Raw genomic sequence first — 16458 nt, forward strand, 5'->3', positions numbered from 1 at the left:
GATCGCATTGGAACGTCAACTCCCGAAAGTCACCACTTTTCTAATGTTTACTGGGCAAGCGGAGGAAGCGATGAAATATTATACGGCGGTGTTTGAGGATTCCGCTATCGACAATGTTACGTATAACGAAGATGGTTCGGTGATGCTGGCCCAATTCAGGCTCGCCGACCAAGTCCTTTTGTGCATTGACAGCACGATCAAGCATGATTTCAGTTTTACGCCTGCCATTTCACTCTATGTAACATGCGACAGCGAGAGGGAAATTGATCGCGCCTTCAGCCAGCTGTCTGAAGGCGGTGAAGAATTGATGCCGCTCGGCGACTATCCGTTCAGCCGGAAATTCGGCTGGCTGATCGACCGTTTCGGCGTCTCCTGGCAATTGAATTTGCCATAACAACCCCCCATGCGCCAGCTGCGCATGGGGGTTCTGTTGTTTACATAAACAATAGCCAGACAATCGCCGGGCCGACAAATGAACCGACGACTGCACTCAATGTCATCGCTACTGAGCTCATCGAGGCGTCTTCGACGCCGTATTCAAAAGCTTTTGCGGTGCCAAGCCCGTGGGCGGATGTGCCAAGGCCGATGCCGCGCCCGATGGCTGAATCGATGCGGAGCGTTTTCAAGAGCCAAGGACCCGTGAGGATGCCGGTGAATCCGGCAGCCATGACAAATACCGCCGCCAACGACGGGATTCCGCCAAGCGAATCTGCGAGCTGCATGGCAACTGGTGTAGTAATCGATTTTGGCAGAATCGTTAAAATCATTTCGGCGGAAAAGCCCATCACTTTTGCCAGCAGCGCACCGCTGAGCATGCCGACCAATGCGCCTGCTGATACACCGAGCATGATGGGCGCCAAGTTTTGCGCCAATAGTTTCCGCTGCTTGTAAAGAGGGACTGCAAGTGCCACTACAGCGGGTCCGAGCAGTGCGCCAATCCACTGTCCGCCGAGCATATAGCGCTCGTAAGGGATGTCAAACAGCAATAGGATGACGATCAGCGCCGCGGTCGTCGTCAACACGGGCGTCAGCAGCGTCCAGCGGTATTTCAGGTAAAGAGTGTTCAAAAACAAGTAGGCTGCAATGGTCAATGCGGCGAACAGCAACGACAACAGGACAAGATTCATAAGCGTCACAAGCTCCTTTCGTCAGTACGCCGCCGGGAAGCCCATTGGCTGAGGACAGCGGATACGCCCATTGTCATCAATGTACTGAACATCGCAATGGCAATCAGCCATAGGCCTTTGCCTGTAAACAAATCGCCGTACTGCATAACACCGACCGTGGCCGGGATAAAATACAAGGATAAAAAAGCGAGAAGGAATTGAGCGCCGGATTCGATCCACCGCAGCGGATAAATTTTCAGGAGTAATGCGATAAAAAGCAGCAAGAAGCCGACGATGCTGCCAGGAAGCGGCAAATTGAAAAAATCCCGCAGCCATTCGCCAGCGACGTAAAATCCGTATAATACGATCAGCTGCGTAAAGGTTATCAAAAATTTCATTGAACATCGCGCCTTCCGGTAAAATTGGCAAAACAAAACGAGCTTCTTTCCATAATTAGTTATTCTACAACATTTTCACACGGAAGCGGGGCATAAGATTTGCGCAATCCGAGAAACACTGCAGATAGATTAATGAAACCTTCAAGATGCAGCATCCGTAGATAGATACTATAGACGGAAAGGGGAAATGGCATATGGCGAATTATACGATTGATGAATTTATCCGGCTGACCAAGCAAGACGAACGGGAAAACGATTATTTCGAGCTGGAAACACCACGCATCCTGGAAGTGAATTTAGCAGATATGGTGTGGGCAAAAGCAGGTTCGATGATTTCTTATACCGGACAAATCAAGTTCGAGCGTGAAGGTGTTCTTGAGCACGGCGTCGGCACGATGTTCAAAAAAGCATTGACCGGTGAAGGAACTTCGTTGATGAAAGCTGTCGGCCGCGGCCGGCTGTATCTGGCGGACAAAGGGAAAAAAATCACAATTTTTGAATTGAACGATGAAGCCATTACGGTCAACGGCAATGATTTGCTGGCTTTCGAACCGGGCATTCAGTGGGAAATCAAGATGATGCGGAAAATGGCTGGCGTCATGGCCGGCGGCTTGTTCAATGTGACATTGAAGGGCAAAGGGCGGGTGGCGATCACTTCCCATTATGAGCCATTGACGCTGCTTGTGCGTCCGGGAGAGCCGGTGCTGACCGATCCGAACGCTACTGTTGCCTGGTCAGGCAATTTGACGCCTGAGTTCCGCACCGATGTTTCGCTGCGGACATTTCTTGGGCGCGGAAGCGGGGAGTCGATTCAGATGGAATTTACAGGAGAAGGCTTTGTCATCGTTCAGCCATTCGAAGAAGTGTACCTTAGCGGCAATGTGACATGATTTGGCTAAGGTTTTTATAAGATGTGGACACCCGGGCATTTGCGCCCGGGTTTTTTTGCGGCGATTTCTAAATTCCTGCAAGATTTCCTTTTTTTGAGAAAAGCTATTCCGAAAAAATGAGTTCCATCAACAAGTTTACGAAATTAACTGTTTTTTTGAAAATTTAAAGTAAATTATGTTGCATTTTTCTTTAGATATTGTATTATGACTTTATGCGATATATTGCATACAAAGATTAGTGAGTCGAAATATTATCTTAAAATTTCTTTTGTCATAGAAAATGAATAGCTTAATGCTTAGGAGGAAAAAAGGAAATGGATAAAAAGTTATCGTTTAGCGCGTATGCTGTAATTGGAATGATGTTGTTTGCATTATTTTTTGGTGCAGGGAACTTGATTTTTCCGGCCCAACTTGGACAAGCTGCAGGCTCTGAAGTCGCATGGGCCATTCTGGGCTTCTTGATTACAGGCGTCGGCTTGCCGCTCCTTGGAATTTTAGCGATCGGCTATTCGAAAAGCAGTGATTTGCAAGACCTTTCAAGCCGTGTGCATCCCGTATTCGGCGTCATCTTTACAGCACTTTTGTATTTAACGATCGGACCGTTCTTTGCACTTCCGAGAACAGGCGCCGTATCGTATGAAATTGGCATTGCTCCTTTCGTTGGCGGAGACTTCGCATCGATCGGATTACCGGTTTTTACAGTGATTTTCTTTGGGCTTTCACTGTTATTGTCCCTGAATCCTTCGAAATTGGTCGATAGCATCGGCAAATTCCTGTCGCCGGCAATTCTTATTACGCTGGCTGCACTATTGATCATGGCAATTGTAAACCCGATGGGCAAAGCAGCGGCTCCACAGGAAGCCTACGCAAGCGGCGCTTTCCTAAAAGGATTCACAGAAGGCTATAACACGATGGATGCCTTGGCCTCTTTGGTATTCGGCATTATCGTCATCGCTACTGTCCGTAAATTGGGTGTTACTTCGCCAAAAGGGATTTTATCCGCAACGCTGAAAAGCGGAGTGGTCGCTGCTGGTCTTTTGGCAGTCGTTTATGCTGGAATCGCTTATCTAGGCTCAACCAGCACAAGCACTTTAGGGCTTTTTGAAACAGGCGGCCCCGTATTAAGTGGAGCATCCTCCCATTACTTCGGAACATTCGGTACGCTTTTGCTTGCGGTCATCATTACGCTTGCCTGTCTGACGACTGCTATCGGCTTGACCGTTGCTAATGCGGAATACTTCCATAAATTGATGCCGAGAATCAGCTACAAAGTTTATGTGGTCATTTTCTCTGTCTTCTCTTTAGTAGTGGCAAACGCAGGCCTTTCGAATATCATCGCCTATTCCATTCCTGTATTGATGTTCTTGTATCCATTGGCGATTGTTTTAATCATCTTGGCGTTCCTGTCGCCGGTGTTCAAGCATGACCGGATCGTCTACGTTGGCGCTATGGCAGTAACATTCTTTATCGCAATCATCGATGGATTGAAGACGCTGACTGCGTCACTTGGCATTGCCAATCCTGCTTGGCTGCAATCGATCATCGATTTCTATGCTGCATCATTGCCACTTTACACTGATGGGCTTGGCTGGCTTGTACCAGCACTGGTTGCTATTGCCATATTTACCGTCATTGCTCGAAGCCGGAAAGGCGTCCGTGTTCAAACGGCGCGCAATGAAGCATAATTGCCCGGATATAGGCTGATCCGAAAAATCGGGCTGGCTTCCATATCAAAAAAGCTGTCTCCCGCGCTTAGCGCGCAGGGGACAGCTTTTTTCAATGGCATCAGAAACCTATAACGACAGCTCATCGATTGTGCGATTCCAATTGGCTTTCATCAGCAGGCACACTTTTTCAGCGTCCTGTTCTTTTAATGCCGCGATGATTTCGCTGTGTTCTTCGACCGATTGCTGGGTCAAAATCAATGAATGGTGGAAAAACTGTCTGCGGACATGGGCTTGCAGACGGCCAAGGATGGTATCGACATAAGGGTTTCCGGCTGCATCAACGATGTGCTGGTGGAATTCCTGGTCGATTTTCAATGCCGAGAAATTATCCCGCGCTTTTATGGCATCAGCAAAACGCTGATTCGTTTCGGTAAGCAGATCGATCAATTCGCTGTCGAGGCGGGGGATTGCCAATTCGGCAGCCAAGGCCTGCAGCGCAGAAAGCGGCGGCAGCAAGGTTTTCAGGTCTTCCTTGTCAACGCTTGTCACACGGGTCGCCTTGCCGGGGAACATTTCCACGAACCCCTGGACTTCCAATAATTGAAGCGCTTCGCGGATGGGGGTCCTGCTTAAATTCAGCGCTTGGGCAAGTTCCGTATCAACCAGCTTTTCACCAGGCTGTAAAGTGCCATCAATAATCCATTGCTGTAATTGGTTGTACGCGTTTTCTTTCGCAGTCATACGAATCGGTTTTGCGTGATTTACTGGAATCGGCATTGCAGGTGCACCCTTTCTCTTGCTGTTAATACTAAAAGTATACACCAATTTGTGGAAATGTTAAATATGCTTTATGCAATATATCGCTTTACTGCTTCCGATCTTGCAGTAGGGCATTCCAGACTGCGGTATGATTAGCCGCGTGATTGTAATACACTGAAGAGAAGAGAATCGATTTTAAAGAATAGGATGAGTGATGATGAGACAAGAACTTACGATCAAAGTGAATGATAAAGCGAAAGCAGAGTTCCAAAGGGGCTATCCGCTGATTGCGAAAGAAGCGCTTGAAAATGTGGATGTGCTTGAAACAGAAGGCACCATTGTCAATTTGGTGGATAAGAATGATAAGTTCCTGGCAAAAGGCTATTATGGCAAACAAAATAAGGGCTACGGCTGGGTATTGACGCGCAATAAAGACGAAGCCATCAGCCAAGGGTTTATCGAACGGACGCTGGCCGCGGCCATCGCGGAGCGCAAAAGCTTTTACGATGATCCCGACACGACAGCATTCCGTGTCTTCAACGGCGAAGGCGATGGCTTCGGCGGCTTGTCGATCGACTATTACGGCGGTTTTTACCTTGTCAGCTGGTACAGCGAAGGTGTTTACTCGTTTAAAGACGAAGTGATTGCGGCGCTGCAGAATGTGGCGGATTGCAAAGGGATTTACCAAAAAAAACGCTTTGATGCGAAAGGGCAATACATCGAAGAAGATGATTTCGTAGCGGGCGAACGCGGCGAATTCCCGCTGATCGTCAAAGAAAACAGCATCAACTTCGCGATTTACTTGAACGATGGTGCAATGACCGGCATTTTCTTGGACCAGCGCGATGTCCGCAACGCCATCAAAGAGCGCTACGCGAAAGGCAAGACGGTGTTGAATACGTTCTCGTACACAGGGGCATTCTCGGTGGCAGCTGCACTCGGCGGTGCCATGAAGACGACGAGCGTCGATTTGGCGAAGCGCAGCAACAGCAAAACCATTGAGCAATTCAGCGTCAACGGCATCGATTACGAAAGCCAGGACATCCTGGTGATGGACGTCTTCAATTACTTTAAATACGCCAAGCGCAAAGAAATGAAATTCGACTTGGTCGTCCTCGATCCGCCAAGCTTTGCGCGTTCGAAAAAATACACGTTCAGCACATCGAAAGACTATACGCACCTGATGCGGGAAGCCATCGCCATCACTGAAGACAAGGGCGTCATCGTGGCATCGACGAATAGCGCATCGTTCGGCATGCAGAAATTCAAAGGCTTTATCGAAAAAGCATTCAAAGAAGAAGGCAAATCATACAAGATCGTCGAAGAGTTCACATTGCCGAAAGATTTCCGGGTGCGCAAAGAGTTCAAAGAAGGCGATTACCTGAAAGTCTTGTTCGTGAAATTGGGCTAACGGGAAATGTGGCGGAATGTTGAAGGGTGGACGGCTAAAAAACGCCTTTTGCTGTTCTCCTGCTTGTCTCCATCCCTCTGTCCCTTCTATAATGAAAAAATAGATAGCGAGGGGAAAAGATGATAAAAAATGCATTGGGCAAATTCCGGTTCATGGGTTTGCTTGAAGGAAGTTCATTGTTGATCTTATTGTTTTTGGCCATGCCGTTAAAATATTTCTTTGGTTTTCCGGAGGCTGTCAGTGTAGTCGGCGCCGTCCACGGAGGGCTGTTCACGCTTTACTGTGTGATGATCGCCTATATGACGTTCGTCTTCAAATGGCCATTCCGTTTTTCAGTGGCTGCAGTGGCAGTCGCTTTCATCCCGTTCGGAAATTTCGTGCTGGACCGACGCCTTGAAGACTGGCAGCAAGCAAAGGCTGTTTAAAACACCTGCAGACACGAGTCTGCGGGTGTTTTTCATTTCTTTTATATCTTTTCATTGCGCTACAACGTACTTTCATGTCTCGAAGCTAGCGCAGCGATGCAGGAGCACATGTTTTAGCGGGACTTTTTTGCGGAATATCGGCTCACTTAGCAACTTGATAAATAATATATAAATGAAGTTTTTCCAACGAGAAAAAAGCCCATTGTTGGAAATGTCTTGGTGCGGGGAAATATTCTATAATGAAAGTGATTAGGATTTCGGAGAGGAGGCAGGTTTATGGCGAAGATAGCGACATCCCCCGTGTTGGGGAATCCGGTATACCCTGTCATGTTCGCGATGGGGGCGTGCCATCTTTTAAATGATTCGCTGCAGGCGGTCATTCCGGCGATGTTTCCGATTCTGGAGGCGGACCTTGGCCTGACCTTCACACAGCTTGGACTGATTGCGTTTGCGCTAAATATGGTCGCGTCCGTGCTGCAGCCGGTTGTCGGATTTATCAGCGATAAAAAACCGATGCCTTTCGCGCTGCCGTTCGGTATGGCAAGTTCGTTCCTGGGTATGGCGGGGCTGGCGTTCGCGCCGGAATATTGGATGATTGTGGTGTCCGTGATGTTCCTCGGCTTGGGGTCTGCGGTGTTTCACCCGGAAGGATCCCGCGTGTCGTTCATGGCGGCGGGGCATCGCCGCGGCTTGTCGCAATCGATTTACCAGGTGGGCGGCAACTCGGGGCAGGCGCTGGCGCCGTTGATCAGCGCATTTATCTTGGTGCCGCTCGGCCAGCAAGGAGCGGCGTTGTTCCTTTTTGTGGCGGCGCTTGGGATTTTCATCCTGTCGCGCATTTCGATGTGGTACAAAGCGGAACTGGCGCGTCAACGGGCAGGCAATGGCAGGAAAGCGCTGTTGTCGTCACTGCCGGAGCTGTCAAAAAAGCAGGTTGGCGTTGCATTGGCGCTGCTGCTTATCATCATTTTCGCGCGTTCGTTCTATGTGACGAACATAACAAGCTTTTATATTTTCCATTTGATAGAACAATACGGATTGACGATTCAGAAGGGCCAACTTTACATATTCCTGTTCCTGGCATTGGGAGCGGCAGGGACCTTTTTTGGAGGGCCTTTGGCGGACCGCATCGGACGCAAGAATGTCATTGTCTTATCGCTGTTGGTGCCGATTCCGCTTGCACTTGTTTTGCCTTATGTATCGGTAGGGTTCGTTGTTGTGCTGCTGGCATTTATCGGGTTTTTCATTATGCTGAGCTTCTCGGTAACAGTCGTTTACGCGCAAGAATTGGTGCCCAGCAAGATAGGGACAATGTCTGGGCTGACGGTCGGACTGGCTTTCGGCATGGGAGCGATCGGCGGCGTAGCGATTGGCGTCTTGATGGACGCCATCGGGATATATGAAACGATGGTCGTTGTGTCCTTTTTGCCGATTATGGGCTTGGCGGGAATGGCGTTGCCGAAAGACCGGAAAATCACAGCTGCTTAATAGGGAAGAATCGGTGCGGATTAAAAGGATGGAATGGAGTTTTAATTGATGAAAGAAAAAGAGAAAACAATCGGCTTAAAGCCGTTTTTATCCTTGTTGCTGTCGCTAAAGATTCCAAAAGGGGCGTTGGCGTTCGGGCTGGCCGCCAGTTTAGTGACGACGCTGGTCGGATTGGCCGTGCCGTTATTGACCAGAGATTTGGTGGACGGTTTCTCGCTCGATTCACTGAGTGTGCCGCTGATGATCGGCATCGGGGCGGCATTTATCCTGCAGGCCATTATTAACGGCGTCTCGATTTATTTATTGAGCAAAGTGGGCCAGCGCATCGTTGCGGGATTGCGGGAGCGCATGTGGGTCCATTTGATCCGTTTGCGCGTCAGCTATTTTGACCAGCAATCGAGCGGCGAGACAGTGAGCCGTGTGGTCAATGATACCGGCATTGTGCGAAATCTGATTACCGACCATTTCCCGCAATTTGTCACGGGCATCATTTCCATTATCGGCGCAGTCGTTATCTTAGCTGTGCTGGACTGGAAAATGACGTTATTGATGATGGTATCAGTGCCGATGACAGTGGCGATCATGATTCCGCTTGGCCGGCGCATGGCGAAGATTTCCCGCAGCCTGCAGGATGAAACGGCGCAATTCACCGGCCATGTCCAGCAAACTTTAAGTGAAATCCGTTTAATGAAATCATCAACCGCTGAACAAGTTGAAGAAAAGAGAGGCTTGCAGGGGATTGCCGGCTTGTACGCAATCGGCATGAAAGAAGCGAAAATATATGCATGGATTGCGCCGCTCATGTACTTGGCAGTCATGCTGGTCATTGTCATGATTTTGGGCTACGGCGGAATCCGTGTAGCAGAAGGGTCCATGTCGACGGGATCGCTTGTCGCGTTCCTGCTGTATTTGTTCCAAATCATTGTGCCGCTTGCGACGTTCGCGCGTTTCTTTACGGAATTGCAAAAAGCGAAAGGTGCGACAGAACGCATCATAGGCATCTTGGAAGTGCCGCTAGAAGAAGCGCAGGGCGGCAGCAATATGGACATCGCCGGAAAAACCTTGCGTGCCGAAAACATCAGTTTTTCTTATGAAACAGGAGAAGCGGTGCTCGCGGATATTTCTTTTGAAGCGCAGCCGGGCGAGATGATCGCTTTTGCAGGGCCAAGCGGAGGCGGCAAAACGACGGTGTTCAGTTTGCTTGAACGCTATTATGAACCGGCTGCCGGTGAAATCACCATCGGCGGTGTGGGCATCAGCAGCATTTCGCTGGCATCGTGGCGCAGCCAAATCGGCTACGTTTCGCAGGAAAGCGCCATGATGGGTGGCACGATAAGGGCGAACCTGACTTACGGCCTGCCTGAAGCGGAAAAGATTCCTGATGAAGAGTTATGGCGTGTTTCCCGCATGGCTTATGCGGAAGGCTTTATCATGGAATTCCCGGATGGACTCGACACAGAAGTCGGCGAAAGAGGGGTTAAATTATCAGGCGGCCAGCGCCAACGGGTCGCCATCGCGCGCGCCTTTTTACGGGATCCTAAAATCCTCATGATGGATGAAGCGACAGCGAGCCTTGACAGCCAGTCAGAAGGCATTGTCCAGCAAGCGCTCAGCCGTTTGATGGAAGGGCGCACGACATTTGTCATTGCCCATCGATTGTCGACGATTGTCGACGCTGACAAGATTGTCTTTATTGAAAAAGGGCGTGTTACCGGAACGGGCACACACGAGGAATTGGCTGCATCGCATGCGCTCTATAAAGAATTTGCGGAACAGCAATTAACTTGAATTTGCGGCTTGACCTTGCCGTTGCGTCAAGGTGTAAAGTAGATCCATCAGGAGGTGGGCAGATGGAGTACACAATCAAAAAACTCGCGCATATAGCGGGTGTCAGTACAAGGACATTGCGGTATTACGATGAAATCGGATTGCTTGAGCCTGCGCGGAAAAACTCCGCGGGCTACCGGATCTATGGCGGCAGGGAAGTGGATAAGCTTCAGCAAATCCTTTTTTACCGTGCACTCGGGATGGATCTCGGAAGCATCAAAGAAATCGTCAACAATCCGTCATTCGACGGGACCGCAGCTTTGCAAGCGCACCGCCGCCAGCTCCTTGAGCGGCGCGCGCAGCTCGACCGCCTGATCAATACTGTGGAGGGAACAATATCCGCAAAGGAAGGGACCATTAGCATGAGCGACAACGAAAAATTCGAAGGCTTCAAGAAAGAAATGATTGAGGACAATGAGCAGCGCTACGGCAAGGAAGTACGGGAGGCTTACGGCGATGATGTCGTTGCCCAGTCGAATGCCAAAATGTTCAATATGAGTGAAGCGCAGTACGAAGAATTCATGGCGACGGAAAAGAGGCTGCTGGCCAAACTCGCGGAAGCCATGGAAGCCGGCAATGCTTCGGGCGCAGCAGCTCAGGAAGCGGCTGCATTGCATAAAGAATGGCTGGACTTCACTTGGCCCGCTTATAGCAAAGAAGCACATGCCGGACTTGCGCAGATGTATGTCGATGATCCGCGTTTTTCAGCCTATTACGAGAAGGTCCGCCCGGGAGCAGCCGAATTCCTGCGCGATGCCATTCATGTATACGTCGGATTTCACCAATAACCAAACGCAAAAGGCAGTTCCGATTTTTCCCGGAGCTGCCTTTTACACTTTCTTTACAATCCTTAACATGTGCGATATTAATACGCAACAATCACCTGCTACAATAACTTTAACTCGGGTGCTTGCCGGTGAATTGCCTGATTCTAAAGGAGATGTTTGTATGCACGCAGGAAGAATGGAAGCGAATATTTCGGTGAAAGTCATGTCATTCAATATTGCTCATGGCTTGGGTATGGACGGTATTGTGGATTTGGAAAAAACAGCTTCGATCATAGAAGACTCATGCGCCCACGTTATTGGATTACAGGAAGTGGACCGGTTCTTCTCGGACCGCAGCTCGTTTATGGACCAAGTGGACTGGCTCAGCGAAAGGCTTGGGATGCATGCTGCATTCGGAGCGAACTTGGACATCGAACCGGCAGCAGCCGACCAGCCGCGCCGCCAATACGGTAATGCCATTCTTAGCAAATACCCGATCAAATACTCGGAAAATCATTCCCTGACACCTGTCAAAAGTGATTTTGGCACAAACGAGCAGCGCGGAATCCTGGAAGCGGTCGTGGAAGTGAAAGGCAAGCATATCCATGTCTTTAATACGCACCTCGCTTTAAAAGAAGAAGAACTTAAAGTCAATATTGGGGAGCTGCTGAATATTTCGGGCAGGCGCCAATTGCCGCGCATCGTGCTTGGTGATTTTAATGCGCCGCCGCAGCATCCCCATATCCAAAAACTTCACAGCCATTATTCGGACGCTTTTTTGAAGATGAAAAGAGGGGATGCGTATACGTATCCCGCCCCTTATACAAATGAAGAAACCGGGGAAATCTTTAAACCGGCGACGCGAATCGATTATATTTTCTCTTGTTCCCAGCTTGAAGTGATTCAAAGCGCAATCATGCATACCGATGTATCGGATCATTTGCCGATTGTGGCTGACTTTCTCTTAGTGCCTGCAAAAGTCGGCACCAAAAAGCCGGCAAAAAAGACTCCCCAAAAAATTTGATGAAAAGCGGAGAAGCCTTTAATTGGATATATACACGAAAAATCGCCTGCATGTAGCTCATGCAGGCGATTTTTATTATCTATTGGTGATTGTTTCCGGGTTCATGTCGTGGTTCATCATGCGGTAGGAAGCCATTTCTTCGTATTTCGTTTCCGGTTTTCCGTAATTCGTATAAGGATCGATCGACAAGCCGCCGCGCGGCGTGAACTTGCCCCAAACTTCGATATAGCGGGGATCGAGCAGCTTGATCAAGTCGTTCATGATGATGTTGACGACATCTTCATGGAAGTCGCCGTGGTTGCGGAAGCTGAATAAATACAGTTTCAGCGATTTGCTCTCCACCAATTTTTTATCAGGGATAAAGCTTAAGTAAATTGTCGCAAAATCAGGCTGTCCGGTTTGCGGGCATAGCGATGTGAATTCCGGGCAATTGAATTTCACGAAATAATCGCGGGTATGCAGATTATCGATTGCTTCCAGGATATCCGGATCGTACTCGAATTTGTATTTCGTGTTTTGATTGCCGAGAAGTGCTAGGTGATCCAATGTCTCTTCGTTGCGTCCTGCCATATGAAAAGGCCTCCTTCAAGTGTGTGGGCTTGAGAGAGGCCTATAAAATAAGGAACAAGAAAAAGCCGGTTGCGTCTGTAGACGGCTGAATTCGTCGATCCATAGTTTTTTATAGAGGGTGAAATGCTATGAACCTCTCCCGTTGCCGGCTTATGAATTTTCAATAGCTTCACTCATAGTAAAAGACTTTCAGAATGCTGTCAAATCCATTTTTCAGCCGGCAGCTTGAAATCATGAATTGCCGGCGGGGAAACCCCCGCCAGGTTTGATTTTGCTGAAAAAGGCAATATACAGAACAAGCAGCTTTTTGAGGAGGAATAATGATGACAGACGAACAGTTAAAACAAATGCAGGCAATATTGATAGAACAAAAAAATAAACTTGAGGGGCGCATCGAACATAAAGAGGAATTCGAGCGCACCGAGCTTTCCAATTACGATAACCACCCGGCAGACAATGCGACGGACTTGTTCGACCAGGAACGCGGAATGGCGATCAATCAGTTCAAGCAAGAAGAACTGGACGAAACATACGACGCACTTGCTGCAATACAAACAGGGACTTACGGAAAATGCGCTGTATGCGGAAAGGACATTCCGTTTGAGCGGCTTGAAGCTTTGCCGACGGCATTGACGTGTATCGACCATGCCCAGCATAATTTGGATATGACGACACGGCCGCCAGAAGAAGATGCCATGGGCAGTTCAACTTCCCGGCCAGCAAAAAAAGACGACAGCCGGCTGCGCGATTACGATGACAGTTTTGAGGATGTCGAAGATTTCGGTTCTTCCGACGGCCCGCAAGACCAGCCTGGCAAACACATGGACGAATTCTACGATGACGAGAAAAAACAATAAATCGATCCCCGCTTGCAGAAGCGGGGATGTTCTTTTTAGCGTCTTCTTGACTGGCGGCAGGCAGTTGCCTAAAGTTAAGGAAATGCCGTTAAAGGGAGTGTCCAAATGGAAGAGTTAAAACAACAGATTTACCGCCTCGAATGCAGCCACCTGAAGCCTGAAGTGCGGAGTTCCAAAGAGAAAATCGGGGCGGTGCTGGATGATGAATTTTTTGAAATCGGCAGTTCCGGATACATGATCTACCGGGCCGATATCGAGGGTGACCATGCATTGTCTACGGATCCATTGACAATCTCCGATTTTCAGCTGCATGAGCTCGGACCGGAAGCGGTGTTGACGACGTATAAGATTGTCAACGAACAGAGCGGGCGAGAAACACTGCGCAGTTCGGTCTGGAAAAAGAGGGCATCAGGCTGGAGACTATTCTTCAATCAAGGGACTGTGGCAAGGGAATAGTGTTTGAGCAGGGGCAAAAGAGGTTATTTAATAGCTATATAGGCTGGAACCGGAAAAACCGGTCCGGCCATGTATGTGGGTTTTTTAATGAAGGAGGAAAAAATAATGGAACATGCGATTATTTTATTCGATGGAGATTGCAATTTCTGCGACTCCAGCGTTCAATTCATCATAAATCACGATCCTGCAGGCTATTATCAATTCGCCTCATTGCAGAGCGATATCGGCAAAGAGCTGAGCAGAAAGCACGAAGTACCAGCTGATGTAGATAGCTTGGTGCTCATTAAAGACGGACAGGCTTATGTGAAATCGGAAGGCGCATTAATGATTTCCAATCATTTGACGGGCCTGTGGAAACTCGCTTATTACTTGAAGCCGTTCCCGCGTTTCATTGGAGACGCAGCGTACGATGTGATTGCCAAAAACCGTTATAAAGTATTCGGCAAGCTTGATAGCTGCATGCTGCCGCCGCCGCATATCCGCAAACGATTCTTGGATAAATGACAAAGAGCCGAGGCGCATTGCGCTTCGGCTCTTTTTTTATGCCATATACAATTAGGTTCAATGAAAATTCAATATGCGCCAATACTGGCTGGCAATAGTGTCGGACATCCATGCAAGGCCTTTGCTTTCCGCCTGATGAATTTCCTTCCAGTTGCTATCGCCGCTATTGCGCAGATAAACTTCGTGGTTCGGCGCCTGATCGTGCATCCCGGCAATGTCGTAATGGCCATCGCGGTAAAACCTTGCCGCAACGTCATAGTCAATATTGGGAGATGGAGTCAGCGGGTTGCCGACACTATGGTGCAATTGCAATGTGACGTTGCGTTCGTCTTCTTCCACTGTCTCCAAATAGACATCCTCAGCAGAAGCCACATCTGCCTTCCGGAATTTCTTGCGCCAATCATAGGCGATGCTGATGCCGACATCTTTCGTGAATTTGAGCGCAGCGTCGCTTTCTTTCAAGTCGATGTTGAAATTCACTTGCGTCCGGTAATGGGAGGAGTCGGCATCAAATCCCCGATCGTCGCCTGAAAAATAGCGGTTGAATGACAGGAGGTTGGGGTTTAGCAAATAATCATCTGGCAAAAAGGTGCTATAGCGGAAATCCCATTTCAGGTTCTGGTCTTCCACATCGGTTGTCGGTGAACCCGATAAGAGATAGTCGGCAGAAGTTAACTCAAAGGTTATTCCGAACTTTTCCATAGCTGCTTCCTCTTGTGAAGACTTAATATTGAGCATGCCGAAAACGCGGGCAGCCAGCGATTTTTCGCCGCTGAATGTGGATTCCGATTTTTCAAGAGGGCGTTTGGCGTTTACCTGATACGTGTGCCCAATGTCTTTCGAAGCACTGTAATCGGAGAATTGGCTTTTTTCGACAGTGCCAATCAATTCCCCATCCCGATAAATTTCGAATTCCTGAAGCCCTTCGATAGCGCTCCAGGCCAATGAAATTTTTGCTTTGGAAACAATGGCGGTAACTGCGGCCCGCTCGAGGAGGTTGTTGCAGTCCTCAGAGCGATTTTCGGTAGAAGTCCGCATTTTAATCCGTTCTTTGGCGGTTCCAGCAGCATCGAGCCGTTCGATTGTGTATGTGTAAAGTTCCCCCGGCTCCAAGCCGGTGTCCTGAAAAGAATTTCCCGTGCCCGTGTAGATGGTTTCGGCATCTCTTTTCACTTTGCATGTGTCGCCGGTATGGGTCCATTTAAACTCGATGATTGTATCTGTCTGGTGCAGCAAGTCGATTTCCAAGCTATCTTCTTTCGCATTCATCCGCTTCAGCTCCTTTAAAAGGGTATGTTAGGCTATACCCGCTTGTGGAAACTCCTGAACCTTTTCTTTGGCCGCCTGAAGCATCCTGCATCAATTTGCAAATCCCAGAAACAAATAGTATGTTTAAAAAAGAATCTAAAACGGTATATGCATGCCGGCCTCATGAAGGAGGAAGAAAAAATGTCTTTGAAAGATATGAAAAAACTGAGGAGCTTCCAAAATTTTGACGAGGCTGCTGAACACATCTTGCATATGCTCAGCAAGCAAATGAACATCAATACCTTATTCATTGCGAAAAACGACGGCGTTACCAATAAAATCATCAAAGCGGTCAACACCAGGGAAGAGTTGGTGCAAGAAGGGAGCTCTACGCCTTTTGAACAGACTTTTTGCAGTCTGAGTGTCAATTATGGCGATGAGCCATTGAAGATTGGCGATATCTCGAAAAGCGAAGTTGCTGGAAAGCTCAAGATCGCTTCGCAATTCAATAACGGTTCTTTCATGGGGATTCCGGTTTATTATGAAAATGGCGACATCTATGGCACGATTTGCGGATTGGATAACCAGCCCTTCGACTTTACAGAAGAACATCAACAATCTTTTGAAATGATGTCAGCACTTTTGACGTATGTATTGGAGCTTGAAAAAGCAAACGAACAAATCCAGTCGCTTTCTTCTCCGCTTGTGCCTGTGACGAAAGGCGTTTCCATCCTGCCAATAATCGGCCATATCACGCCACGGCGTGCGCAGGCGATCATTGAGGATGTGCTGGAGAAATGCGGGGCAGAAATGGAGTATTTAATCATCGATGTTTCCGGCGTCACACAACTCAACTCGGAAGTGGGCAAGTATTTACTGATGCTTGTCAGTGCGCTGAAAATCATTGGCGTCGCTCCGGTAATTACGGGCATCCAGCCATTTATGGCGTTGAAAGTGCCGCATTTTGCTGCAGCTTTAAAAGGCGAAATTATTGAAGCGAACCTCGAAATGGCTTTAAGCAAACTCGGTTTTGTGCTGAAAAGAGAAAACAAATAAAAAAG

18 protein-coding genes are annotated in these 16458 nt (G+C 48.5%); 13 read left to right on the forward strand and 5 right to left on the reverse strand.

Annotation, left to right across the window (positions count from 1 at the left end; genetic code table 11):
- Positions 1-7: 7 nt before the first annotated feature.
- Positions 8-394, forward strand: coding sequence for a VOC family protein (locus QMA09_RS01530; RefSeq protein WP_290211757.1), 387 nt, complete (start codon positions 8-10; stop codon positions 392-394).
- Between the two features lie 40 nt (positions 395-434).
- Here QMA09_RS01530 and QMA09_RS01535 read toward each other — a convergent pair whose 3' ends face one another.
- Positions 435-1127 carry an LrgB family protein gene (locus QMA09_RS01535; protein ID WP_135503490.1) on the reverse strand — a complete coding sequence of 231 codons (693 nt, stop codon included), beginning with the start codon at positions 1125-1127 and terminating at the stop codon, positions 435-437.
- 5 nt (positions 1128-1132) lie between these two features.
- The gene (locus QMA09_RS01540; protein WP_135503488.1) at positions 1133-1504 is read right to left on the reverse strand and encodes a CidA/LrgA family protein; all 372 of its coding nucleotides are present in this window, start codon (positions 1502-1504) and stop codon (positions 1133-1135) included.
- Between the two features lie 194 nt (positions 1505-1698).
- On the opposite strand from QMA09_RS01540, the gene QMA09_RS01545 reads away from it, so the two are divergent.
- Together QMA09_RS01545 and brnQ are read left to right on the forward strand one after the other, a co-directional pair.
- Positions 1699-2394 (forward strand): AIM24 family protein, encoded by a 696-nt coding sequence (locus QMA09_RS01545; protein WP_135503486.1) that lies wholly within the window; start codon positions 1699-1701, stop codon positions 2392-2394.
- A gap of 314 nt (positions 2395-2708) precedes the next feature.
- The gene (gene brnQ, locus QMA09_RS01550) at positions 2709-4079 is read left to right on the forward strand and encodes a branched-chain amino acid transport system II carrier protein (RefSeq protein WP_290211758.1); all 1371 of its coding nucleotides are present in this window, start codon (positions 2709-2711) and stop codon (positions 4077-4079) included.
- Between the two features lie 108 nt (positions 4080-4187).
- Here brnQ and QMA09_RS01555 read toward each other — a convergent pair whose 3' ends face one another.
- The gene (locus QMA09_RS01555; protein ID WP_290211759.1) at positions 4188-4838 is read right to left on the reverse strand and encodes a GntR family transcriptional regulator; all 651 of its coding nucleotides are present in this window, start codon (positions 4836-4838) and stop codon (positions 4188-4190) included.
- Positions 4839-5037: 199 nt separating this feature from the next.
- On the opposite strand from QMA09_RS01555, the gene QMA09_RS01560 reads away from it, so the two are divergent.
- From QMA09_RS01560 to QMA09_RS01585, 6 genes are all read left to right on the forward strand, one after another.
- Positions 5038-6231: a class I SAM-dependent rRNA methyltransferase gene (locus QMA09_RS01560; protein ID WP_290211760.1), complete on the forward strand. Its 1194-nt coding sequence runs from the start codon at positions 5038-5040 to the stop codon at positions 6229-6231.
- Positions 6232-6350: 119 nt separating this feature from the next.
- Entirely contained in the window at positions 6351-6656 is a 306-nt protein-coding gene (locus tag QMA09_RS01565; RefSeq protein WP_290211761.1) for a DUF3817 domain-containing protein, read from the forward strand.
- A 276-nt stretch (positions 6657-6932) separates the two neighbouring features.
- Entirely contained in the window at positions 6933-8144 is a 1212-nt protein-coding gene (locus tag QMA09_RS01570; protein WP_290211762.1) for an MFS transporter, read from the forward strand.
- Positions 8145-8192: 48 nt separating this feature from the next.
- Positions 8193-9932 carry an ABC transporter ATP-binding protein gene (locus tag QMA09_RS01575; RefSeq protein WP_290211763.1) on the forward strand — a complete coding sequence of 580 codons (1740 nt, stop codon included), beginning with the start codon at positions 8193-8195 and terminating at the stop codon, positions 9930-9932.
- Positions 9933-9994: 62 nt separating this feature from the next.
- Positions 9995-10759 carry a MerR family transcriptional regulator gene (locus tag QMA09_RS01580; protein WP_290211764.1) on the forward strand — a complete coding sequence of 255 codons (765 nt, stop codon included), beginning with the start codon at positions 9995-9997 and terminating at the stop codon, positions 10757-10759.
- A gap of 160 nt (positions 10760-10919) precedes the next feature.
- Positions 10920-11762, forward strand: a complete 843-nt coding sequence (locus QMA09_RS01585) for an endonuclease/exonuclease/phosphatase family protein (protein ID WP_290211765.1) — start codon at positions 10920-10922, stop codon at positions 11760-11762.
- A gap of 75 nt (positions 11763-11837) precedes the next feature.
- On the opposite strand, the gene queF is transcribed toward QMA09_RS01585, so the two are convergent.
- Complete coding sequence (gene queF / locus QMA09_RS01590; protein ID WP_290211766.1) at positions 11838-12332, reverse strand: preQ(1) synthase; 495 nt, start codon at positions 12330-12332, stop codon at positions 11838-11840.
- A 323-nt stretch (positions 12333-12655) separates the two neighbouring features.
- On the opposite strand from queF, the gene QMA09_RS01595 reads away from it, so the two are divergent.
- The 3 genes from QMA09_RS01595 to QMA09_RS01605 all read left to right on the forward strand — a co-directional run bounded on the left by QMA09_RS01595 (position 12656) and on the right by QMA09_RS01605 (position 14149).
- Positions 12656-13189, forward strand: a complete 534-nt coding sequence (locus QMA09_RS01595) for a TraR/DksA C4-type zinc finger protein (protein WP_290211767.1) — start codon at positions 12656-12658, stop codon at positions 13187-13189.
- 105 nt (positions 13190-13294) lie between these two features.
- Entirely contained in the window at positions 13295-13645 is a 351-nt protein-coding gene (locus QMA09_RS01600; RefSeq protein ID WP_290211768.1) for a nuclear transport factor 2 family protein, read from the forward strand.
- Positions 13646-13750: 105 nt separating this feature from the next.
- A complete protein-coding gene (locus tag QMA09_RS01605; RefSeq protein ID WP_135503463.1) occupies positions 13751-14149 on the forward strand; it encodes a thiol-disulfide oxidoreductase DCC family protein in 399 nt (132 codons plus the stop codon).
- Positions 14150-14206: 57 nt separating this feature from the next.
- On the opposite strand, the gene QMA09_RS01610 is transcribed toward QMA09_RS01605, so the two are convergent.
- Complete coding sequence (locus tag QMA09_RS01610; protein ID WP_290211769.1) at positions 14207-15418, reverse strand: DUF3238 domain-containing protein; 1212 nt, start codon at positions 15416-15418, stop codon at positions 14207-14209.
- Positions 15419-15598: 180 nt separating this feature from the next.
- Between QMA09_RS01610 and QMA09_RS01615 the strand changes: the two genes are divergently transcribed.
- Positions 15599-16453 carry an STAS domain-containing protein gene (locus tag QMA09_RS01615; RefSeq protein WP_290211770.1) on the forward strand — a complete coding sequence of 285 codons (855 nt, stop codon included), beginning with the start codon at positions 15599-15601 and terminating at the stop codon, positions 16451-16453.
- Positions 16454-16458: the final 5 nt, after the last annotated feature.

This window comes from Planococcus sp. APC 3906 (genome assembly GCF_030407685.1).
GTDB lineage: Bacteria > Bacillota > Bacilli > Bacillales_A > Planococcaceae > Planococcus > Planococcus koreensis.